Below are 21,468 nucleotides of genomic sequence, written 5' to 3' on the forward strand. Positions count from 1 at the left end.
TGCACGTGCGCCAGTGGCCGCAACTCCGTGGCGTGATCCCACCACGCCCACTGCAGTCACTTCCCCCCTTGCGGGGGAGGCCAGGAGGGGGGTGTGTCTCCGCGCACTCCATGCCCTCTAGTGGAATGGACCGCCGAAGGCCTGCTGATCGGCATCCGCCGCCACGGCGAAACCAGCGTCATCGCCGAAGCCATGGTCGCCGGCCGGGGCCGCACGCTCGGGCTCGTCCGCGGCGGCCGTTCCAGCAAGCTCGCCGCCACCCTCCAGCCGGGCAACACTGTCCATCTCACCTGGCGCGCCCGCATCGAGGATCACCTCGGCACCTTCACCATCGAGCCGTTGACCTCGCGCGCCGCTGCCCTGATCGCTGAGCCGACTCGCCTCTACCTCGCGCAACTCGTCTGCGAACACCTGCATCTGCTGCCTGAGCGCGATCCCCACGACCGGCTGCTCGGCATGGCCCTCCGCCTCATCGACTCCACCCCCGACGCTGTCGAACTCGCCCGCTTCGAACTGGCGTTGCTCGACGAACTCGGCTTCGGCCTCGACCTTTCCTCCTGCGCTGCCACCGGCGCGGTGGACGATCTCACCCACGTCTCGCCGCGCACCGGTCGCGCCGTCTCCCGCGAAGCGGCCCAGCCCTATCTCGACCGCTTGCTGCCGCTGCCAAGCTTCCTCACCGCCCGCGGCAACGCCTCCCCCGACGACCTCCGCGCCGCCTTCCGCCTCACGGGCCATTTCCTGGCCGCTCACCTCTGGGTCCCCCGCAACATCGACCCTCCCGCGACCCGCGAGCTCCTGCTGGATCGCCTGTTGCGAGAAGAGTGAGGCGCCGAGGGCGTGGAGGCCCCCCCACCCAACCTCCCCCGCAAGCGGGGGAGGGGCAGACCGAGTGCGCGCCGGCACCCGCCACAGACTCGATGGGTTCCTCCCCCTTCAGGGGGAGGTTAGGTGGGGGCTCTCCCGCATTCACCTTCTCCCCACACCGCGGCCCTAAAACCGTGCAAAACCGCGTGTTTCGGTGCCAATCCCGACCTAACCGCTATACTGCTTTCCTGATTCGTTCCCTCGGGAAAGCCGCCTTATGTCCGACGACACCGATACCCTGCCGCCACCTGACGACCAGCGCGTCGTCGACCTCAAGGAGGCGCTGGAGGAGCGGTATCTGAGCTATGCCCTCTCCACCATCACCCAGCGCGCGCTGCCGGATGCGCGCGACGGGCTGAAGCCGGTGCACCGTCGCATCATCCATGCGATGCGGCTGCTGCATCTCGAGCCGAACCAGGGCTACAAGAAGTCCGCCCGCATCGTCGGCGACGTGATCGGTAAGTTCCACCCGCATGGCGACCAGTCGATCTACGACGCCCTGGTACGCCTGGCGCAGGATTTCGCCCTTCGCTATCCGCTCGTCGACGGCCAGGGCAATTTCGGCAACATCGACGGCGATGGCGCCGCGGCCATGCGCTACACCGAGTCGCGCATGACCGACGTGGCCATGCGGCTGCTCGAGGGCATCACCGAGAACGCCATCGACTTCAAGCCGACCTATGACGGCGAGGACGATGAGCCGGTGGTGCTCCCGTCCAACTTCCCGAACCTGCTTGCCAATGGCTCCACCGGCATCGCCGTCGGCATGGCGACCTCGATCCCGCCCCACAACGTGGCCGAGCTCTGCGACGCCGCGCTGCACCTTATCAACGTCAATCCAGAGGCTTCCGCCGAAGACCTGACTCAGTTCGTCAAGGGTCCGGACTTCCCCACCGGCGGCATCCTCGTCGAGTCTCCGTCCTCGATCGCCCACAGCTACACCACCGGCCGCGGTTCGTTCCGCCTGCGCGCTCGCTGGGAAGTCGAGGAGACCGGCCGCGGCGTTTACCTGATCGTCGTCAAGGAGATCCCCTACGGCGTGCAGAAGTCGCGCCTCGTGGAAAAGATCGCCGAACTGCTGCTGGCCAAGAAGCTGCCGCTGCTCAAGGATGTCCGCGACGAAAGCTCCGACGACATCCGCCTGGTGCTCGAGCCGCGCGCCCGCACCGTCGACGCCGTCATTCTGATGGAGCAGTTGTTCAAGACCACCGACCTCGAGGTCCGCTTCCCGCTCAACCTCAACGTCCTCGACCGTGGTACTGTCCCCAAGGTCATGAGCCTTGCCCAGGCGCTGAAGGCCTGGCTCGAGCACCGCAAGGAAGTGCTGGTCCGCCGTACGACCCACCGGCTGGACCAGATTGCGCACCGTCTCGAAGTCCTCGACGGCTACATCATTGCCTATCTCAACCTCGACGAGGTGATCCGCATCATCCGCGAGGAGGATGATGCCAAGGCGTCGCTGATCGCGACCTTCAACCTGTCGGATGTCCAGGCGGAAGCCATCCTCAACATGCGCCTGCGCTCCCTGCGCAAGCTCGAGGAAATCGAGCTCCGCACCGAGCACAAGAACCTGACCGACGAGCAGGGGCACCTCAATGCGCTGCTCGCTTCCGACAAGCGCCAGTGGGGCGCCATCAGCAAGGAAGTCGAGGCACTGAAGAAGACTTACGGCCTCGACACGCCGCTCGGTGCCCGCCGCACCCTCATCGGCGAAGCCCCGACGGCCGACCATGCCGAGGTCACCGAAGCCTTCATCGAGCGCGAGCCGATCACCGTGATCCTCTCCGAAAAGGGCTGGATCCGCGCGCCCAAGGGCCACAACATCGAGGTCAACGACGACAAGGCGTTCAAGGCCGGCGACCGGCTGAAGCTCGCCATCAAGTGTGAGACCACCGACAAGCTGCTGATGCTCACCACCGGCGGTAAGGTCTATACCCTCGCCGGCGACAAGCTGCCGGGCGGCCGCGGGCAGGGCGAGCCGGTTCGCATCATGGTCGACATCGAGGAAGGCCAGGACATCGTCGACCTGTTCGTCTACCGCCCGGGCACTAGGCGTATCGTCGCCTCCTCCGCTGGCTACGGCTTCATCGTCAAGGAAGACGAACTGATCGCCAACACCCGCAAGGGCAAGCAGATCCTCAATGTCGGCGCTCCCGACGAGGCCAAGCTGATCGTGCCCTTCGATGGCGACCGCATCGCCGTCATCGGACAGAACCGCAAGCTGCTGGTCTTCCCGGCCTCGCAACTGGTCGAGATGGGCCGCGGCAAGGGCGTGCGCCTCCAGCGCTACAAGGATGGCGGCATCTCCGACATCAAGAGCTTCTATGCCGCCGATGGCCTGAGCTGGACCGACTCGTCCGGCCGCACCTACACCAAGCGGACAGAAGAACTCACCGACTGGCTCGGCGACCGCGCCGCCGCCGGCCGCCAGCCCCCCACCGGTTTCCCCCGCAACAACAAGTTCGTTGGCTGATCTCGTCCACAAACCCGGTCTGATCCCCTCTCCCTCAGGGGGAGAGGGTTAGGGTGAGGGGCTGCCACCTGAAGGATGCCAGAATTGATCCGCCATTGCGTCTTCCTGAAATTCCGCTCCGAAGTCACTGACACCCAGAAGGCCGACATCTACGCCGGCCTCGCTGCCCTGGTCGGCCGGATCGAAGGCCTTCTCACCTTCAGTGCAGGCCCGAACGTCTCCCCTGAAGGCAAGAGCCGCGGCTATGATGACGGCTTCATCATGGATTTGCGCGACCGCGCCGCCCTCGACCGTTACCTGGAAGATCCTGACCACAAGGCCGCCGGCGCCAAACTCGTCGCCGCGCTGGAAGGCGGTCGCGACGGGCTGATGGTGTTCGATATGGAAGTGGCGAATTAGCGCTGCTGGCCGCTACCTCGTCCTCCGAAAAGCTCCGGACGAGGTCTACGCGAGCGCAGCGCTCTCATAGACCTCATGGTCAGCCTGTCGAACCACGAGGTCGGTACCCTCGCCACTACAGCCTCACTCCACCGAAAACTCCACCACCACCGGCAGATGGTCGCTTGCCGTCTGCCCGCCTGTCTCCACGCTGTGGACGCTCACCCCACGCGTCAGCACCTGGTCCAGCGGCAGAAAGGGCAGGGTGTCCCGCCACGCCCCGAAATAGTAGAACCGCATCGGAAAGGTGAAGAGGTTCAGCGTCTGCCGCTCGAGACCGCTCTCCGCCACGAACCGCCGCAGCGTGTAGGACCATGGGGTCGAATTGAAATCGCCCGCCACCACCAGCGGCCCCTCGATACCCGCGACCACCTCCGTCAACTGCCCGAGCTGCTCGCGCTGCCGAGCTACCGGGTATGGCCAGTCCATATGGCTGGTCAGCACCGAAAACAACTTATCCCCGTCGAGCGTGAACTGGGCGAGGATGTGGGCTGTCCGCTGGTCGCCGTAGGCGTCGTTCGGGCAGGCGTCCTCATCCAGTTGGCTGAACGACAGCCGAGAGTAAAGGCCGAGATTGGCTCGCTTGCCCCCGCGGCAGCGAACGAAGAAGGGGTACTTGGCCAGCAACAGCGGGTGGAGATCGGTGGCCTGCTCCCCGAAATATTCCTGAAAGACGATGATGTCCGGATCTTCCGCCAAGATAGCAGCGACGACCCGCTCCATGTCGTAGTTCATCCCGAACAGATTGTGCGTCATCAGCCGCACCGTTCCTTCGGCAGGTGCCGGCGGCAGGTTCCTTCGCGCCGCCAGCGCCTCCGGCAACACCATGCTTGCCGACGCCGCAAACCCGGCCAGCCCGAACACCAGCGCCGCGCCACGCACTGGTCCGCGCAGCATTACTGCTAGAAAGACCAGTCCCACCGCGGTCGCTGGTAGCAGCAAGATCTGGAAGTGGTTGATCAGGTCGAGCTCCGGCACCATGCTGCCGAATAGGCCGGCGATCGCTAGCGCGGCCGCGCCCAACGCGCCGAGCATCAGCACCGCGCGAACCAGCGCAAGGATCAGCCTCATGCGCCAGGCAAGTCAGCGAAACTGTTAATCATGCCGGACTCAGGCCCCGCCGACGACCGGATCAAGCCGCACCCAGCCGAGAGGCCCGCGCTGCACTTCGAGCGGCTGGTATTGGGCCTTGTAGGCCATCTTGGGCGAGTCCTTCACCCAATAGCCGAGATAGACGTAACGGAGCCCCGCCTGCTTCACCTGGCTGATATGGTCGAGGATCAGGAAGGTGCCGAGGCTGAGATGGGCCAGGGACGGCTCGTAGAAGCTGTAGACCATGGACAGCCCGTCCGGCATCACATCCGTCAGCGCCACCGCCACCAGCGGCCCGTCCTCGCCCATCCGGTACTCCACCAGCACCGACTGCACCGGCGTGTCCTCGACCATGTATTCATAGTCGAGGAAACTCATCTGCGTCATGCCGCCGCCGGCATGGCGGCTTTCGACATAGCGGTGGAACAGCTCGTACTGCTCGCTGGTCACCTGCGTCGGCCGCACGGTGACGCTGAGTTCGGCATTGGCCTTGAGCACGCGCCGAAAGCGCCGCGACGGCTCGAACTCGCCTGCCACGATCCGGACGGACTGGCAGGCGCAGCAACCTTCACAGGCCGGACGATAGATCAGGTTCTGGCTGCGCCGGAACCCGTTCTCGCTCAGCAGATGATGAAGGTTGGAAGCGCGCCGTCCGGTCAGGTGCGTGAACAGCTTGCGTTCTTGCCGCCCAGGCAGGTAGGGGCACGGCATCGAAGCGGTCAGGAACAGCTGCGTTGTTTCCGGGGTGTGCTCGGTCATCCGGTCCACATACAGGCATACCCGGAGACACTACTCCGCGCCCTTACCGGTAGCAACGCCTCAATAGGCGCCCTGGCTCCGTGCATTCATCGCCTGCCAGTGCCGGACCATCGGCGAGCGCCGCACCATCAGCCCGCCGACAAGCAGGTCATGCAGCATCTGGCGCCGTGGCGTGAACAGGGCGATCAGCAGCGACAGCGGCCAACTGATCCACACCGTCACCCAGAAAATGGCCGCGTGGATCACGGCCATCCAGCCGTCGAGCGGCTGGCCGCGCGTTGGGGTCAGCACGATGTCCATCAACTGCATTCCGACGGTGGCGCGCTTCGGAGATCCCAGCGTTGCCGCGTAGTAGAGGACGATGGAGGCCGGGACCACCACGACCAGCGCCACCCAGGCGAGGCCGAAGGTCAGGAAGCCCGCCACCAGCCCGACAAGGCTGAACGCCAGCACCATCGCCCCGAGGATCACGAGGTCGATGACGAAGGCGAACACGCGCCGGGTCAGCACGCCATCGAACAGTTCGGGCGCGGTGGCAGGATCGGGCAGGGCGGTCTGGTACTGGTTCATGCCCAACAAATCGTCACACCTCCGCCCCTGTGCAAGAGGCGGAGGCACACAAATGTGACCGGCCTAGTGAGCAGCCGGCAGCGGCTGCTCCACGAAGGCTTCCCGCTGCACCTGCACCCGCCGCACCATGGCGAAGGCAGCGATCCCGGCGAGCACGGCGATGACGATGCCCGTCGCGAACAGCGGCACGATCGAGGCGAGAACCTCCGGCTCCGTGCGGGCCGTGGCATAGCCCGCCGCATTCGCCGCCAGTCCGGCGATCGCCGCTCCGATGGCATTGCCGGCGGACTGGGTGGTGGGGATCAGCGCCGAGGTGCGGTCGCGATCCGCCGCGCTCGAAGACTCGATCAGCGCCAGCATGGTGTAGCCGTTGGAGATGCCGAACCCCATGCCGATCAGCGCCTGCGCCACCATCAGTAGCGGCGGTAGGTGTAGCTGCAACCCCATCAGCACGCCGAACAGCCCGACCGCCAGCAGCACCGGGCCGGTGCGGATCAGCACCTTGCGCGTCGAGCGCTTGCGAACATTGGCAACCGTCACCGACGAGAAGCTCCAGCCGATCGCCATGATCGCACCCACCGCACCGGCCAGCGTCGGCCCATAGCCCCACAATTGCTGCAGCAGCATCACCAGATAAACCGCCGTCACTGCCCCGGCGACCGGCATCAGCAGCACCACCCAGAAGCCGGGTCCCAGCGCCGTGTTCGACCAGAACGCGCCCGAGGGCGTCAGCGGCGCCGCGCTGCGCCTGTCGCGGCGTATGGCCCAAGCAAGCACTAGCGCCGCCACCACCGTCAGCGCCATGGCCGGTGCGAACGGCAGGATGGAGGCCAGCGCGATCATCAGGATGCCGCCGCCGATCGCGGTCAGCCGCACACCCGGAAACCCGGCCCGCACCACGCCGGTTGTCCCCGCCGGCACAACCCGCAGCACCATCAAGGAGAACAGCAGCACCAGCGGCACGTTGACGAGAAAAGTCGCGCGCCACGACACAAACTCGGTCAGCGCCCCCGCACCGGCCGGACCGCCGAAGCCGGCAATGGCCCAGATCACCGCCTGCATGCCGAACACCTTGGGCACCAGCCGATTGGGATACAACTCGGGGATCAGCGCGAAGCACAGCGCCGCCACGACGCCTTCGCCGAGCCCCTGCACCGCGCGGCCCACCAGCACCTGCGGCATGCCGGAGGCGGTGGCGGCGATCACCGAACCGGCCAGAAACACCAGCGCCATGCTGAGCAGGGCCCAGCGGGAGCCGAGCCGCTCCTTGGCGATCACCGCCCCAGCCCCGCCGACAATGGCGAACACCAGATAGAGCGTCGTCGCCCAGGCGATCAGTTCCACGCCCTGCAGTTCATTGACTGCCGACGGCAGCGCCGTGCTCGACAGGAAGGCGTTGAAGGCGAACAGCGCCACCCCCAGGCAGAGGATGGTGGTTGCCGGCAGATAGCGCGGCCCGAAGATCTCGGCCCAGCGCCCCTCTACAGTGTCCGACATGTCCATCTCCGCCGATTATCCAAGAGGACGCTTGGTATTATGGACGGCGGAAAAGGCAACTCCCATTCGAATGGGAACCTAGCGCCCGAGTTCGCGCGCCACTTCGAGAGCGAAATAGGTCAGCACCCCGTTGGCACCCGCCCGCTTGAAGGCGATCAGGCTCTCGAGGATCGCCCCCTTGCGGTCGATGGCGCCGGCGGCGGCCGCCATCTCGATCATCGCGAACTCCCCGCTCACCTGGTAGGCGTAGACCGGCACGTTGAAGTTGTCTTTCACCCGCCGGACGATGTCGAGATAGGGCAGACCGGGCTTCACCATCACGCTGTCGGCGCCCTCGGCAATGTCCTGCTCCACTTCGCGCAGCGCCTCGTCTGAGTTGCCGTAGTCCATCTGGTAGGTGCGTTTGTCACCCACCAGCCGGCTGCCCGAACCCACGGCCTCGCGGAACGGTCCGTAATAGTAGGACGCATACTTGGCGGCATAGGACATGATCTGCGTCGCATCGAAGCCGTCGCCATCGAGCGCCGCCCGGATCGCCGCGACGCGGCCATCCATCATGTCCGACGGCGCGATGATGTCGGCGCCGGCCCTGGCCTGCACCAGCGCCGAGCGCACCATCACCGCCACCGTCTCGTCGTTGAGAATCTCGCCGTCCCGCACTAGGCCGTCCTGGCCATCGCTCGAATACTCGTCCAGCGCCACGTCGGCGATCAGCCCGACTTCCGGCACCGCCGACTTGATGGCGCTCAACGCCCGGCACATCAGATTGTCAGGGTTGTAGGCTTCCGTCGCATTCTCGTTGCGCAGGTGATCCGGCGTATTGGGAAACAGCGCCAGCGCCGGAATGCCCGCATCCCGCGCCGCCTTGGCGGCATCCACGCACAGATCGACGCTCAGACGCTCCACCCCCGGCATGGTCCGGATCTGGGTGCGCTCGTTGTGCCCTTCGATGACAAACAGCGGCCAGATCAGGTCCGATGGCGTCAGCACCGTCTCGCGCACCATTGCCCGGCTCCAGACGGTCCGCCGGGCCCGCCGCAGTCGCCGGCCGGCCAGGAACTGCATGTCGTGTTTGGGCCAGGTATCCGCCATGGCTGTCTCCCGAGTAAGCTGCCGCTTGATACCAGCCCGGTCGGTCCCCACCAAGCTCCCCGCTTGTCGCAGTCGGCCGGCACGGCTAGAACAGCCGCCGATGGAACCCTCCGCCCAGGCCCTCGGCATTTATGTCCGCGTTGTCGCCCTCATCAGCCTCGCGCTGGGGCTGAGCGACGCTGCTCGCGTCCTGGGCGTGAACATGGGCCCGATGAGCCCGCTTGAGACTTTCGGGGCCACCGGCTTCGCCTATCTGTCACTGTTCGCACTGGCCCGCTTGTTTGCCGCCGTTGGTCTCTGGATCAAGGCGAGTTGGGGCGCCGTGCTTCTGGTCGGCGCCACCGCTACCGAGCTCGTGCTCTATCTCTCCGGCAGCCCCGACGTGCGCATGTCCGCCTTGGGCTTCGCCGTGCGGCTGGTGCTGCTCGCCTCGATCCTGGTGATCTTCGTCTTCAGCTTCCGCCAGACCCGCGCCCGCGCCGCCGACTGAGCCGTTGACGGGCTCGTAAGGTTACAATTTTCGCAACAGGTGTAACGACCTGTAAAGCCAAATTCTCATTGCATTTCAGTAATATGCTTTTAAGCACATGGCTTAGGGCGATCTTAGAAGCCCCGCCCTAGTGTGGCCCCATGAGATGCGAAAAATCGCACACGAATTGACAGTGAGGCACAAATGGCAACCAAGTCGAACGCCGCCGAGGCGCTGGCGCCGGAAAGCACCAAGGGCCTGAAGCCGCTCTATCTCGAAGCGGTTTCCCGTGTGGAGCGCCTGCACCGGCGCCTGCTCGACCTCATCAAGGATGAGTTCGACCGGATGGGATGGGACGATATCAATCCCGTCCAGGCGCTGCTCATGTTCAACATCGGCGATGCCGAGCTGACCGCCGGCGAACTGCGCTCCCGCGGCTATTATCTCGGCAGCAACGTCTCCTACAACCTCAAGAAGCTCGTCGAGACCGGCTACATCTTCCAGGAGCGCTCCCGCTCCGACCGCCGCTCGGTGCGCATCCGCCTCACTCCCAAGGGCGAGGAAGTGGCCGAGGTGATCGACGAACTCTACGACCGTCACCTGCGCTCGATCGAAAAGGTCGGCGGCTTGGGCGACGACGAGTTCGAAGGCCTCAACAAGGCCCTCGCCCGCCTCGAACGGTTCTGGGTCGACCAGATCCTCTACAAGCTCTGATTTGCACCAAGGCGGGGGCCCAGCTCCCGCCTTCTGCTATTTGGGGGCGACATGAGCCATTCCCCAGCGTTGCTGGCCGCCATTGGCAAGCTGCCAGATGGCCATTCACCCCTCGCGGCCTATAAGCTGCTTCGGAAGCACAAGCTTCCCCTCGATCAGCCGCCGCCTCTCTTCCCATACCTGTCGCAAGCGGCGAACCAGCGTCTGGCGCTAGGGCACAAGAGCGGTTGGATATGTTCGATCTGCGGCAAGGTCTGTAGCCCCGCCACCGGAACGATCGACCACCATATTCCACGATCGAAGGGCGGCTCGAACGCTGCCGGAAACCTTCGCTGGGCTCACAAGAGCTGCAATCAGAAAAAGGCCGACAGCTTGCCTGAGGAGGTTCAGTTGGACCTCGCCCTGACAAGAGCTGCCCTGACGCAGACTTATCACCGTCAGGCGCCGGCCCGACCTCAGGTCATCACGCTCGAGATCAAGCTCCAGATCACGGTCACCGCTGATGGAGCGGTGAGCATCGCGCCGCCCGCCGCCGGGATTGTTGCCACGTGACAACACTAGCCGCGTCACCGTCCGCCTCTTCCGCCACCCTCCGCATTTCTGCCGCAAACGGGCAGCATCCGCCTTGCTTACGTGGTAGAAACCATTCCCGCTTATCTGATGGTTGACGAACCCCTGCCAGGCTTCACATGCGCTTGAGTGCGCTGGGGCAGGGCGGTGAGTGGTGGTAAGTGCTTTCTGCTTCGGCAGGCTTCGTTTTCGGGTGACTTGATGCGGCTTAATCGACGTTCCCTTCTCCGCTCCATGGCTGTCTTGGGCGCCTCTACCGCTTTGGCCGGTGTGTCGCGCGGCCAGGAGTCGATGTTCGACATGTTCTCGCGCAACTCGGTGCTGCGCGACGCCGACAAGGCTGGCAACATCTCGGCCGCCGAGGCGCTTGTCGCCACCAACGAACCGATCCTGTCCTACGACACCCTGAACAATCTTCAGCTCGCCATCTCGCAGTACGAGCCCTTCGTGGCCCGCGGCGGCTGGGAAGAGATCCCGCAGGAAGCCTATGGGCTGGTCCTCGGTAATTCGAAGCCGGCCGTGGTTCAGCTCAAGCGCCGCCTCATATCCTCGGGCGACATGCCCTGGGCAGAGCGCATCAACGACCTGTTCGACGCCGAGACCGACCGCGGCGTGCGCACCTTCCAGGCCCGCCACGGCCTCGTGATGAACGGTCAGGTCGACGAGGCCACCTGGTACGCCATGAACGTGCCGGCCCAGCAGCGCCTGCAGCAGCTCTATCTCAACTACACGCGCGTCCAGAACATCGCGTCCAAGATCAACCCGCGCTATGTGGTGGTGAATATCCCGGCAGCGACCATCGAGGCCGTGAACGACGGCATGGTCGAGCAGCGCCACACCGCGGTCGTGGGCCGCGTCGACCGCGCCACCCCGATCATGGCCAGCAACATCAGCCAGATCAACTTCAACCCCTACTGGCACGTGCCGAAGTCGCTGGTCCGCCAGGACCTGACCAAGTACATGCTCGAGAACCCCAACTACCTAACCGAGCAGAACATCTTCATCTATGACGGTGCCGGCAACAAGGTCGATCCGCAGTCGATCGACTGGGCGAACATCACCGATCAGCAGGTGAACTACATGTATCGCCAGGAGCCGGGTGCGGCGAACTCGATGGGGCACTGCAAGATCAACTTCTACAACCCCTACGACTGCTACCTGCACGACACGCCGACCAAGGCCCTGTTCGGCGAGAACTCCCGCTTCCACTCCTCCGGTTGCGTGCGCGTCGAGGGTGTGAACCAGCTCGTTGCCTGGCTCCTGCGCGACAATGGCGATTGGGACCAGACGCGGGTGGATTCCACCTTCGCCTCGCTGCAGCGCCTCGATGTCGAGTGCAAGGCGCGCGTGCCGATCCACACCACCTACATCACGGCCTGGGCCAACCGTCAGGGCACCGTCAGCTTCCGCGACGACGTCTATGATTTCGACGCCCAAGGCAAGGTGACGTTCGAGGCCTGATCCGGCAGCCATTGCCGCAGCATCCCACCCCCACCCAGCCTCCCCCTGAAGGGGGAGGGGCGCATCGGCGCCCGCTGCAGCCCCTCCACACCCACCGGCCAGTCCCTCCCCCGCTCGCGGGGGAGGTTAGGGGGGGCTGTGATCGCAGCTCTTTCTCCGCTATCATCGCGGCCGGAGGCAGCATGGCGGGCGGCGAGGTCTATTTCGAGTTCATCCAGGTCGGCCAGCAGATGCGTGTGTCGGCAATTGATGCCGACACCGGGACTGAAGTCGTGGTGGTGACCCCGCTGGTGGCCACCCGCACTCAGATGCAGCAACTCGCTCTCGCCAAGCTCAAGCGCAAGCTGGCGGATTCCGGAGCTGCCGACGCGCCGTCACAGCCGCGCCCGCCATCAGGCAAGTTCGCCTGAGTGCTCGCAGTGTGCCGCCGCGATGATGGAGCAGGGGCTTACCCCCGCTCCAGCACCGGCCGACTAGAGCCGGCAGGGATGCCGCACCCCGTCATAGCCAAGGAAGGTGTTGGTCGCGACGTCGTAGGAGCGATAGCGCGCCTTGCAGGCTTCGACATTGACGCGGTAGTTGCCGCCGCCGCCGACGGGGCCGACCAGGCGGTCATTGGCGCCGTTGTTGCTGTTGGCGATGGCGCCGCCGATGATGGCGCCGAACGTCAGGCCGAACAGGCCGGCGGCGATGGTGTCGAGGTCGCCGCGGCGGCTGCGGTAGAAGCGATCATAGTCGCGCTGGCGCCAGTTCCCATTGTAGAAGCCGCGGCAATCCCGATCCCACGGGTTGCGGTCGCAATAGGTTTCCACCACGCGGTAGTGGTTGCCGAAGGTGACGGTGACGTTCTGCGCCTGTGTCGGCACGACGCTGGTCGCGGCCATGGCCATCACGGCGGCAGCGAGGGTGGCAATCTTGTGCATAGGTTCCTCCGGGCGGCCGATCGCCGCCATTGTGCTTTGTGGCACTCAAATGGACCGGCCTGGGGCTCGGTTCCGGTGGAGCAACCGGGGTGAAGGGCGGGGGCCCCTCTTCCCCTACCGGCAGTTCTGCGGCATAGTCCCACCGTTCGCGCGACTGGCGAGAAGAGATGGGACACCATCGGGGAACGCGAACCGTGTACTGCCGCTCGCCTGGGCACCCATCCGCAACTCAGGGGAGCCCCATGATTCCTCCACCGTCACCTCGCCCGTGGCCATGCCCGCGCCGGCATGATACAGCCACCGCCGAGCCCTTCCGTCCCGTTTCCCGCGAGGTAATCGCCCGATGAGCGCTGCCACGTCCTCTCCGCTGTTCCCGAACTTCTTCACCAACACTCTGGCTGAGACCGACCCCGAGATCGCCGGCGCCATTCGCGACGAACTCGGCCGCCAGCAGCACGAGATCGAACTGATCGCTTCGGAGAACATCGTTTCCCGCGCCGTGCTCGAGGCGCAGGGCTCGATCATGACCAACAAGTATGCCGAAGGGTATCCGGGCAAGCGCTACTATGGCGGCTGCCAGTTCGTCGACGTCGCCGAAACCCTGGCCATCGAGCGCGCCAAGCAGCTCTTCGGCGCCGGGTTCGCCAACGTCCAGCCGAACTCCGGCTCGCAGATGAACCAGGCCGTGTTCCTGGCGTTGCTGCAGCCCGGCGACACCTTCATGGGCCTCGATCTCAACTCCGGTGGTCACCTCACTCACGGTTCGCCGGTCAACATGAGCGGCAAGTGGTTCAATGTCGTGTCCTATGGCGTCCGCAAGGACGACCACCTGCTCGACATGGACGAGGTCGAGCGCAAGGCGCACGAGCACAAGCCCAAGCTGATCCTCGCCGGCGGCACCGCCTATTCGCGCATCTGGGACTGGAAGCGATTCCGCGAGATCGCTGATTCCATTGGTGCTTACCTGATGGTGGACATGGCTCACATCGCCGGCCTCGTGGCTGGCGGCGTGCATCCGTCCCCGGTCCCGCACGCCCATGTCGTCACCACCACGACCCACAAATCCCTGCGCGGCCCGCGCGGCGGCATGATCCTCACCAATGACGAGGACATTGCCAAGAAGGTCAACTCCGCCGTGTTCCCCGGCCTCCAGGGCGGGCCGCTGATGCACGTCATCGCCGCCAAGGCCGTCGCCTTCAAGGAAGCCTTGCAGCCCGAGTTCAAGGTCTATGCCCGCCAGGTGGTGGACAATGCCCGCGCCCTCGCCGAGACGCTCAAGTCCCGTGGCCTCGACATCGTTTCGGGCGGCACCGACAACCACCTGATGCTGGTCGATCTCCGACCCAAGAACGCCACCGGCAAGCGCGCCGAGCAGGCGCTGGGCCGGGCCTTCATCACCACCAACAAGAACGGCATCCCGTTCGACCCGGAAAAGCCGTTCGTGACCTCCGGCATCCGCCTCGGCACGCCGGCCGGCACCACCCGCGGCTTCGGCGTCGCCGAGTTCCAGGAGATCGGTGGCCTCATCGTCGAGGTGCTCGATGGCTTGCGGGAAGCCAATTCGGACGAGGGCAATGCCGCGGTTGAAGCGGCGGTCCGCGAAAAGGTGAAGAATCTCACCGCGAAGTTCCCGATCTACAGCTGATCCGAGGTCAACGGTAACGATGCGCTGCCCATATTGCGGCAATGACGACACCCAGGTGAAGGACTCGCGCCCGACGGAAGACTCGGGCGCGATCCGCCGCCGCCGCGTATGCAACGCCTGCGGCGGCCGCTTCACCACCTTCGAACGCGTGCAGTTGCGCGACCTCACCGTGGTCAAGAAGTCGGGCCGTAAGGTCCCGTTCGACCGCGAGAAACTGGCCCGCTCCGTCTATACCGCGCTGCGCAAACGCCAGGTTGAGCCGGAACGGGTCGAGCGGATGATCTCCGGCGTCGTCCGCCAACTCGAAAGCCTCGGGGATGTGGAAGTCACCTCCGAGCAGATCGGCCAGTATGTCATGGACGGGCTCAAGGGCCTCGACGACGTCGCCTTCGTCCGCTTCGCCTCGGTCTATCGCAACTTCTCGGCTGCCGACGATTTCCGCAGCTTTCTCGCCGAGTTAGCCGAGGACCAGACGGTCATCGACGAGGACCGCTGACGGGCCGGCTGTTGCAGCCGATGCCGGTGGCGACTAATGGAACGCTGGAGCGTTGTGGCGATACCAGTCCGCTCCAGCAGAGGTCCCGCATATGGATTCCTACGGCGCCCGTTTCGAGATCGAACCCGGCTCGGCCGACGGCTACCACTTCCTGATCGTAGAAGGTCGGTCCTACCCCGAAATTGCCGATGCCTTGCACCGGGGTGCGGTTGCGGCGCTCGAGGCCGCAGGCGCCACGCACGAAACGATCCTGGTGCCCAGTGCCCTGGAATTGCCTGCCGCCGTTGCGATGGCTCTGGACGCGCGCGATTTCGACGGCTACATCGCCCTCGGCTGCGTCATCCGCGGCCATTCCGGGCACTACGATGCCGTTGTCACCCAGAGTGTGCGAGCTCTCATCGACCTGTCGGTCGGCGATGCCGTACCACTGGGGGTTGGACTGCTTGCCGTCGAGAACGAAGGGCAGGCGCTGGCGCGCGCCCGGCCGGAAGATCAGGATCGCGGTGGTGACGCCGCCCGCGCAGCCTTGGCCCTCGCGGCCATCAAAGCGAAGTTGAACGACTAATGGCGCAAGCTCCCCGACGCGACCCCGACATCAATCGCCCCGCCAACCAGCGTGGTGCCGCCCGGCTGGCTGCAGTTCAGGCCCTCTACCAGATGGATGTCGGCCGCCAGACCCTCGAAGACACACTGGCCCAGTTCGGCGCGTTCCACCTGGGTCGGGAGATCGAGGGCGAGCAGTACCTGCCGGCCGACCCCGACTTTTTCCGTCAGATCGTCAACGGCGTCGCCCGCCATCAGCTCGAGATCGACCCCTCCGTCGACAAGGCGCTGGCCGATAATTGGCCGGTGGACCGCATCGATGCAACCCTCCGCGCGATTCTGCGGGCGGCTGCCTTCGAGCTCCTGCGCCGCAAGGACATCCCGGCGCGCGTCGTCATCACGGAGTATGTCGATGTGGCAAAGGCCTTCTACGACGATGACGCTACGGGAATCGTCAACGCCACACTCGACGCCATGGCGCGTCACGCCGGCACCGACGTCTAGCCGCGCCTGATTGCGGCAAGGGCAGGGTAGGTCTATCAGAGTGGCTGCCCCGGAGCGCCGCCAATGAGCCAGCCATCCTCCCGTGATTCTGCGCGTAACATCGGTTTGCTGGCCGTTGTTCAGGCCCTCGGCGGTTCCAACTCCTCGATCGTGATGACTGTCGCGGCACTCGCCGCCGTTCGGCTCGCCCCCGACCCTTCGCTGGCGACCGTGCCGGTCACCGCGATGATCGTCGGCCTGGCCCTGACCACCTCCGTAGCGACCATGCTGATCTATCGGCTTGGCCGCAGGCGCGGGCTACAATTGGGCGCGGCCTTGGGGATTCCTGCCTCTCTCCTTGCGGCGCTGTCGCTGGTCATCGGCAATTTCTACCTCTTCGCCGCAGCACTTGTGCTTGTGGGCATGTCGGGGGCCTTCCTGCAGCAAGTGCGGTTCGCGGTCGCGGACAGCGTCGGGCCCGAACTGAAGAGCCGCGCAATTTCGTGGGTCATGTTTGGTGGGGTCGCGGCAGGCTTCTTCGGTCCGCAGCTTGGCTCGCTCACTCGCAACTGGATTCCCGGCGCTGAATACGCTGCCAGCTTCCTTGTCATCGGTTGCCTGTCGATATTGTCGATCCTTGCACTGGCTCCCACGCGTCTGGCCCCGACGATCCAGCCAGGCGGCCATGCAGAAGCGGACCGACCTACGGCCGAGCTGCTGCGCCGTCCGGAAATCGTGCTGCCGATGATCAGCGCAGCCCTGACCTACGCGCTGATGACCCTGATCATGGTCGCAGCTCCCTTGGCGATGGTGCATCTCTGCGGCCACTCCCCCACGGAAGCGAGCGGAGCGATCCAGTGGCACGTCGTCGCGATGTTCGCGCCGAGCTTCATCACCGGCGCCGTTATCCGCCGGATTGGTGCGCCCCTGGTGACGGCTATTGGCCTGTTGCTGATCGTTGCCTGCGCGGCGGCGGCCCTCAGCGGCATCACCGTTGCGCACTTCACCGTGGCGCTGGTTCTGCTGGGTCTGGGCTGGAACTTCGGTTTTATCGGTTCGACCACCATGCTCAGCACGGCCTATCGTCCGGCTGAAGCGAGCCGTGTTCAGGCCATCAACGAGCAGGTGGTGTTCGGCAGCAGCGCCTTGGCGTCGCTCGGGTCCGGGCTGCTGTTGCAGACAATCGGTTGGGAGGCGATCAACATGCTCGCCATTCCCGTGGCCACGCTCACGATCCTGATGTTGGCCTGGTCGGCAGTGCGCTCGCGCACCCTGGCCGCATAGCAAAACCCCGGCGCAAGGGCCGGGGCTTGCAAAATCAGGTTTGTTGCAGCTTAGAACGACTGCAGGATCTGATCGATGAAGGTGCGATCTTCACCGAATGACGGCGTCCGGCGCGTCTCGATGGTGACGGTCTTGCCGTCTTCTAGGCCGTAGACGGCCTTGTCTATGACCTTGCCGTTCTTGTCGAAATACACCGCCACCACGGTCCGCGAGTCGATCATGGTCATGCCGAACGAGGTCTGCCGGACCTTGGTTTCGACATAGTACCATGCAGTCTGGTCACCGAAGGTGTTGGTCGACTGCGGCGAGCCGAGCACCAGCGTCACGAGCTGTTGGCTCTGACCCGGGCGAATCTGCTGCAGCGCCGTATCGGGGATCTCGTAGCCCTGTGTGCGAGTACTGACCAACGACGTGCTGCTGGTGCAGGCGGCAAGGGTCAGCGCCACAAGGGCAGCGGCGATCGGTGCTGAAACTGTACGCAGGAGCATGTGAAATTGACTTTCCCGATGGCACTCGACTATAGGCTCGACGACGAGGCGGCGGCCTTGGCAGTCGCCGGAATGTGTAGCTGCCAACCTGTCGTTCTGGCAAGCTGGCAATGGTCCGTGGCGTGGTTTATGCCCCGCTGGCGGATCGATGAAAGGCCCGGCGCCGTCCCATGATCCTGTCCCTGTTCCGCAGGAATACTGCCACTCAACCGGTTTACGCCGTCTATAGCGCCATTGTGGCGCAATCCCGGCAGCCGCGCTTCTATGCCGACTGGCAGGTGCCCGACACCGTTACCGGCCGCTTCGATATGATCAGCCTGCACATGGCGCTGCTGTTCCGGCGCCTCAAAGCTGAGTCCGGGCCGCAGAAGCAGTTCAGTCAGGCCGTGTTCGACCTGTTCTTCAAGGACATGGACCGCTCACTTCGCGAAATGGGTGTCACGGATCTGGGCGTTCCGAAGAAGATCCAGAAGATGGGCAACATATTCTTCGGGCTGTTGGCAGCCCTCAACGCGGCCATGGACGCCAGGGATGTCGCAGCCGTGGAGCAGGTGCTGTCGCGCAACGTCTTCGATGAGGGGACCGGCCCGCACGTCCGCGCCCTTGCCGAGTATCTGCTTGCCGAAGACGAGGTTCTCGCGACTCAGTCGCCGGACCAAATCATGGCTGGCGCGATCCGTTTCGGAGCAAACACATGAGCCCGCAGAACGAACCGCTGTTCGATGCTGTCGTGCGCATCGATCGCCTGCCAGCTGGCGGGCGCAGTGTCGACGTCGAACTCGATGCAGGGCAGCGCGAGCAACTCGCGGCAACCCTCAAGCTGACCTCCGTGGAGCATTTTGCAGCCGCGCTCACCGTAGTGCCACTGCGTGGTGGTCTGCGAGCTCGCGGCAAGCTCGACGCGACAATCGTGCAACCCTCCGTCGTCAGTTTCGAACCGGTCACCCAAGTGATCGAGGAGGAAGTCGACCGCGTGTTCCTGCCGGCGGAAAGAGGACCGACGCCTACTCCGGGTGCCGAAATCTTCGTTGATCTTGAAGACGACGACTTCCCCGACCACATCGATGGACCCGAGGTGGACCTCAGTGCGTTGCTGATAGAGACGCTAGCCCTCGCGATCGACCCCTATCCGCGCCTTGACGGAGAGAGCATCGAGGATATTGGTCTGGGAGACCAGGCCGGTGAAAGCGGGCCGTTCGCGGCGCTTTCCAAGCTCAAGGAACCCTAAGGTAGGGTAGGGCGACAGCCGCGGGGGTTGCGCCGACTCAGCTATGGGCTATCTTGGCGCCGCCTTCGAGAGAGGCGGCAGAACGGGCGCAAATGACCGACGCAATAACAATATCCGTGGACGCCATGGGTGGCGACCACGCCCCCCGAGCGGTGATTCACGGCGCGCACATCGCTCTCAAGGAACGCCGCAACATCCGGTTCATCTTCCACGGTCGCGAGGAGCAGATTCAGCCGCTGCTTGACGAGTTCCCGGCCCTGAAGCCGGCGAGCACGGTCCGCCATTGCGAAAACGTCATCGCCATGGACGAAAAGCCGAGTCAGGCCCTGCGCAAGGGCAAGGGCAACTCCTCGATGTGGATGGCTATTCAAGCGGTGCGGGACGGTGAAGCCGACGTGGCCATTTCCGGCGGCAACACCGGCGCGCTGATGGCCATGGCCACCTTTTGCCTGCGCCCGATGGAAGGCATCTCCCGTCCGGGTATTGCTGCCATCTGGCCGACGCTGCGTAGCGACATCATCGTTCTCGATATGGGAGCAACTATCGGCGCCGATGCCAAGCAGCTGGTGGATTATGCGATTCTGGGCTCTGCCCTGGCGCGGTCCCTGTTCGACGACGCCAATCCGAGCGTGGGCCTGCTCAACGTCGGCACCGAAGAGGTCAAGGGCCTTGAGTCCATCAAGGAGGCCGGGCGAATGCTCGCCGAAGCGAGCGGCAAAGGCTTCACCTATCATGGTTTCGTCGAGGGCGATGACATCGGCAAGGGTACAGTCGATGTGGTGGTGACTGAAGGCTTCGTCGGCAACATCGCGCTTAAGACTGCCGAAGGTACGGCGCGCCAGGTGGCGACCTATCTGCGCAGTGCCTTGAAGTCGACGCTGCTGAGCCGCATCGGTGCGCTGTTCGCCACCTCGGCCCTGAATGCCCTCCGCCGCAAGATGGACCCACGCACCGTTAATGGCGGCGTGTTTCTCGGGCTCAACGGCATCGTCATCAAGTCCCACGGGGGCAGCGACGAAATCGGCTACAAGAGCGCGCTTGGGCTGGCCTACGAGATGGGCCGTAGCCGACTTATGGACAAGATTGCCGACACCATGAAGCGCATCCCCGCACAGCCGGAGGAGCCTGTATCAGACACTCAATCCGAAGCGAGACCGGCGTGACCAGGACGCGTAGCATCATCCGCGGCGTAGGCAGCTATCTGCCAGAAAAAGTGCTGACCAATGCGGATCTCGAAAAGATCGTCGACACCTCGGACGAGTGGATCCAGCAGCGCGTCGGCATCAAGCAGCGCTACATCGCCGCCGAAGGGCAGTTCACCTCCGACCTCGCAGTCGGAGCGGCGCGGCAGGCGCTCGATGATGCGGGTCTGACGCCGGACGACATCGACCTGATCGTGGTCGCCACCACCACTCCCGACTATACCTTCCCCGCTGCGGCCACGCTGGTGCAGATGAAGCTGGGCATGCACCACGGCATGGCGTTCGATATTCAGGCCGTCTGCTCCGGTTTCGTCTACGCCGTGGCGACTGCCGACAGCTATATGAAGAACGGCCTCGGCAACCGCGCACTGGTAATCGGCGCGGAGACCTTCTCCCGCCTGCTCGACTGGACTGACCGTTCGACCTGCGTGCTCTTCGGTGACGGGGCCGGCGCCGTGGTGATGGAAAAGGTCGAACTTGGCGACGATGAGCCCGACCGCGGCGTGCTCTCCAACGCCTTGCGCTCTGACGGGCACCATTGGGACAAGCTCTATGTCGATGGCGGACCGTCCTCCACCGGCACCACTGGGCACGTCCATATGCAGGGCCCCGAAGTGTTCCGCCACGCCGTAGGCAAGATCACCGACGTGGTCTACGCCGCTCTCGAGCAGGCGGGCTACACCACCGATGATCTCGACTGGTTCGTACCCCATCAGGCCAACCGTCGCATCATCGACGGCGCTGGTGCCAAGCTCGGGCTGCCGCCGGAAAAGGTCGTGATCACCGTGGATCGGCACGCCAACACATCGGCCGCCTCCGTGCCGTTGGCGCTGAGTGCCGCCGTGGCCGACGGGCGCATCAAGAGGGGCGATCTGGTCATGCTTGAGGCCATGGGCGGCGGCTTCACCTGGGGCGCCTCGCTCATCCGCTGGTAGGTGGTTTGAGCCGATTGACCTTAGTGCTATCAAGGCGTTAGTGTCTTTGTTAACAAACTGAGGAGGCGCCGAGAGGCTCGCGGGCGTGCAAGCTCGCAGCATGGATCGGCACGAGCTGGGGAAGGTTCTTGCCCATTGTCAGGCCAGGTCGCGGCCTGACAGCGGCACGTTCAACTCAAGGACGAAACATCGGCATAGTCCCTCCGGGACAGTGCTCCTTTCGGCAAGAACGGGGGTTC

At 64.8% G+C, this 21,468-nt stretch carries 24 protein-coding genes and 1 riboswitch; of the genes, 17 read left to right on the forward strand and 7 right to left on the reverse strand.

The genetic code is table 11. The features are described 5' to 3' along the window. The first annotated feature begins 120 nt into the window (after window positions 1-120). The 3 genes from recO to ACFSX5_RS16055 all read left to right on the forward strand — a co-directional run bounded on the left by recO (window position 121) and on the right by ACFSX5_RS16055 (window position 3,739). On the forward strand, window positions 121-828 hold the full coding sequence (gene recO / locus ACFSX5_RS16045; RefSeq protein ID WP_386835667.1) for a DNA repair protein RecO: 708 nt from the start codon (window positions 121-123) through the stop codon (window positions 826-828). Between the two features lie 256 nt (window positions 829-1,084). Next, the gene (gene parC / locus ACFSX5_RS16050; protein ID WP_386834806.1) at window positions 1,085-3,340 is read left to right on the forward strand and encodes a DNA topoisomerase IV subunit A; all 2,256 of its coding nucleotides are present in this window, start codon (window positions 1,085-1,087) and stop codon (window positions 3,338-3,340) included. An 84-nt stretch (window positions 3,341-3,424) separates the two neighbouring features. Then, entirely contained in the window at window positions 3,425-3,739 is a 315-nt protein-coding gene (locus ACFSX5_RS16055; RefSeq protein ID WP_386834807.1) for a Dabb family protein, read from the forward strand. Between the two features lie 123 nt (window positions 3,740-3,862). Here ACFSX5_RS16055 and ACFSX5_RS16060 read toward each other — a convergent pair whose 3' ends face one another. The 5 genes from ACFSX5_RS16060 to hemB all read right to left on the reverse strand — a co-directional run bounded on the left by ACFSX5_RS16060 (window position 3,863) and on the right by hemB (window position 8,788). Then, window positions 3,863-4,849, reverse strand: a complete 987-nt coding sequence (locus tag ACFSX5_RS16060; RefSeq protein WP_386834808.1) for an endonuclease/exonuclease/phosphatase family protein — start codon at window positions 4,847-4,849, stop codon at window positions 3,863-3,865. A gap of 39 nt (window positions 4,850-4,888) precedes the next feature. Then, window positions 4,889-5,629, reverse strand: a complete 741-nt coding sequence (locus ACFSX5_RS16065; protein WP_386834809.1) for an arginyltransferase — start codon at window positions 5,627-5,629, stop codon at window positions 4,889-4,891. Between the two features lie 60 nt (window positions 5,630-5,689). Next, window positions 5,690-6,199: an RDD family protein gene (locus tag ACFSX5_RS16070; RefSeq protein WP_386834811.1), complete on the reverse strand. Its 510-nt coding sequence runs from the start codon at window positions 6,197-6,199 to the stop codon at window positions 5,690-5,692. Between the two features lie 63 nt (window positions 6,200-6,262). Further along, a complete protein-coding gene (locus ACFSX5_RS16075) occupies window positions 6,263-7,696 on the reverse strand; it encodes an MFS transporter (RefSeq protein WP_386834813.1) in 1,434 nt (477 codons plus the stop codon). 78 nt (window positions 7,697-7,774) lie between these two features. Next, a complete protein-coding gene (gene hemB / locus ACFSX5_RS16080; RefSeq protein WP_386834814.1) occupies window positions 7,775-8,788 on the reverse strand; it encodes a porphobilinogen synthase in 1,014 nt (337 codons plus the stop codon). 100 nt (window positions 8,789-8,888) lie between these two features. Between hemB and ACFSX5_RS16085 the strand changes: the two genes are divergently transcribed. The 5 genes from ACFSX5_RS16085 to ACFSX5_RS16105 all read left to right on the forward strand — a co-directional run bounded on the left by ACFSX5_RS16085 (window position 8,889) and on the right by ACFSX5_RS16105 (window position 12,412). Beyond that, window positions 8,889-9,278: a hypothetical protein gene (locus ACFSX5_RS16085; protein WP_386834816.1), complete on the forward strand. Its 390-nt coding sequence runs from the start codon at window positions 8,889-8,891 to the stop codon at window positions 9,276-9,278. Window positions 9,279-9,461: 183 nt separating this feature from the next. Next, the gene (gene ldtR / locus ACFSX5_RS16090) at window positions 9,462-9,971 is read left to right on the forward strand and encodes a transcriptional regulator LdtR (protein ID WP_386834817.1); all 510 of its coding nucleotides are present in this window, start codon (window positions 9,462-9,464) and stop codon (window positions 9,969-9,971) included. A gap of 51 nt (window positions 9,972-10,022) precedes the next feature. Further along, on the forward strand, window positions 10,023-10,523 hold the full coding sequence (locus ACFSX5_RS16095) for an HNH endonuclease (RefSeq protein WP_386834818.1): 501 nt from the start codon (window positions 10,023-10,025) through the stop codon (window positions 10,521-10,523). A gap of 309 nt (window positions 10,524-10,832) precedes the next feature. Further along, a complete protein-coding gene (locus ACFSX5_RS16100) occupies window positions 10,833-12,002 on the forward strand; it encodes a L,D-transpeptidase family protein (RefSeq protein ID WP_386834819.1) in 1,170 nt (389 codons plus the stop codon). 182 nt (window positions 12,003-12,184) lie between these two features. After that, window positions 12,185-12,412: a DUF6898 family protein gene (locus tag ACFSX5_RS16105; RefSeq protein WP_386834820.1), complete on the forward strand. Its 228-nt coding sequence runs from the start codon at window positions 12,185-12,187 to the stop codon at window positions 12,410-12,412. 63 nt (window positions 12,413-12,475) lie between these two features. On the opposite strand, the gene ACFSX5_RS16110 is transcribed toward ACFSX5_RS16105, so the two are convergent. Continuing rightward, a complete protein-coding gene (locus ACFSX5_RS16110) occupies window positions 12,476-12,925 on the reverse strand; it encodes a BA14K family protein (protein WP_386834821.1) in 450 nt (149 codons plus the stop codon). A 140-nt stretch (window positions 12,926-13,065) separates the two neighbouring features. Beyond that, window positions 13,066-13,148: riboswitch (ZMP/ZTP riboswitch) on the forward strand. 120 nt (window positions 13,149-13,268) lie between these two features. Between ACFSX5_RS16110 and glyA the strand changes: the two genes are divergently transcribed. The 5 genes from glyA (at window position 13,269) to ACFSX5_RS16135 (ending at window position 17,376) form a co-directional block, all read left to right on the forward strand. Continuing rightward, complete coding sequence (gene glyA, locus ACFSX5_RS16115) at window positions 13,269-14,570, forward strand: serine hydroxymethyltransferase (protein ID WP_386834823.1); 1,302 nt, start codon at window positions 13,269-13,271, stop codon at window positions 14,568-14,570. 19 nt (window positions 14,571-14,589) lie between these two features. Further along, window positions 14,590-15,066 (forward strand): transcriptional regulator NrdR, encoded by a 477-nt coding sequence (nrdR, locus tag ACFSX5_RS16120; protein ID WP_386834824.1) that lies wholly within the window; start codon window positions 14,590-14,592, stop codon window positions 15,064-15,066. Window positions 15,067-15,157: 91 nt separating this feature from the next. Beyond that, entirely contained in the window at window positions 15,158-15,631 is a 474-nt protein-coding gene (locus ACFSX5_RS16125) for a 6,7-dimethyl-8-ribityllumazine synthase (protein WP_386834826.1), read from the forward strand. Next, complete coding sequence (nusB, locus tag ACFSX5_RS16130; RefSeq protein WP_386834827.1) at window positions 15,631-16,113, forward strand: transcription antitermination factor NusB; 483 nt, start codon at window positions 15,631-15,633, stop codon at window positions 16,111-16,113. Before ACFSX5_RS16125 ends, nusB begins: the two co-directional genes overlap by 1 nt. A 63-nt stretch (window positions 16,114-16,176) precedes the next feature. Next, window positions 16,177-17,376 (forward strand): MFS transporter, encoded by a 1,200-nt coding sequence (locus ACFSX5_RS16135; protein WP_386834829.1) that lies wholly within the window; start codon window positions 16,177-16,179, stop codon window positions 17,374-17,376. Between the two features lie 50 nt (window positions 17,377-17,426). Here ACFSX5_RS16135 and ACFSX5_RS16140 read toward each other — a convergent pair whose 3' ends face one another. Then, window positions 17,427-17,864, reverse strand: a complete 438-nt coding sequence (locus ACFSX5_RS16140) for an outer membrane protein assembly factor BamE (RefSeq protein ID WP_386834831.1) — start codon at window positions 17,862-17,864, stop codon at window positions 17,427-17,429. Window positions 17,865-18,034: 170 nt separating this feature from the next. Here ACFSX5_RS16140 and ACFSX5_RS16145 point away from each other — a divergent pair, with 170 nt between their 5' ends. The 4 genes from ACFSX5_RS16145 (at window position 18,035) to ACFSX5_RS16160 (ending at window position 21,229) form a co-directional block, all read left to right on the forward strand. Continuing rightward, the gene (locus tag ACFSX5_RS16145; RefSeq protein WP_386834832.1) at window positions 18,035-18,562 is read left to right on the forward strand and encodes a ubiquinol-cytochrome C chaperone family protein; all 528 of its coding nucleotides are present in this window, start codon (window positions 18,035-18,037) and stop codon (window positions 18,560-18,562) included. After that, window positions 18,559-19,092, forward strand: a complete 534-nt coding sequence (locus ACFSX5_RS16150) for a YceD family protein (protein ID WP_386834833.1) — start codon at window positions 18,559-18,561, stop codon at window positions 19,090-19,092. The genes ACFSX5_RS16145 and ACFSX5_RS16150 overlap by 4 nt, the downstream gene beginning before the upstream one ends. Window positions 19,093-19,184: 92 nt before the next feature. Continuing rightward, window positions 19,185-20,255, forward strand: a complete 1,071-nt coding sequence (gene plsX / locus ACFSX5_RS16155; RefSeq protein WP_386834834.1) for a phosphate acyltransferase PlsX — start codon at window positions 19,185-19,187, stop codon at window positions 20,253-20,255. After that, window positions 20,252-21,229: a beta-ketoacyl-ACP synthase III gene (locus ACFSX5_RS16160; RefSeq protein ID WP_386834835.1), complete on the forward strand. Its 978-nt coding sequence runs from the start codon at window positions 20,252-20,254 to the stop codon at window positions 21,227-21,229. The genes plsX and ACFSX5_RS16160 overlap by 4 nt, the downstream gene beginning before the upstream one ends. Window positions 21,230-21,468: the final 239 nt, after the last annotated feature.

This window comes from Devosia albogilva (assembly GCF_042685625.1).
GTDB lineage: Bacteria > Pseudomonadota > Alphaproteobacteria > Rhizobiales > Devosiaceae > Devosia > Devosia albogilva.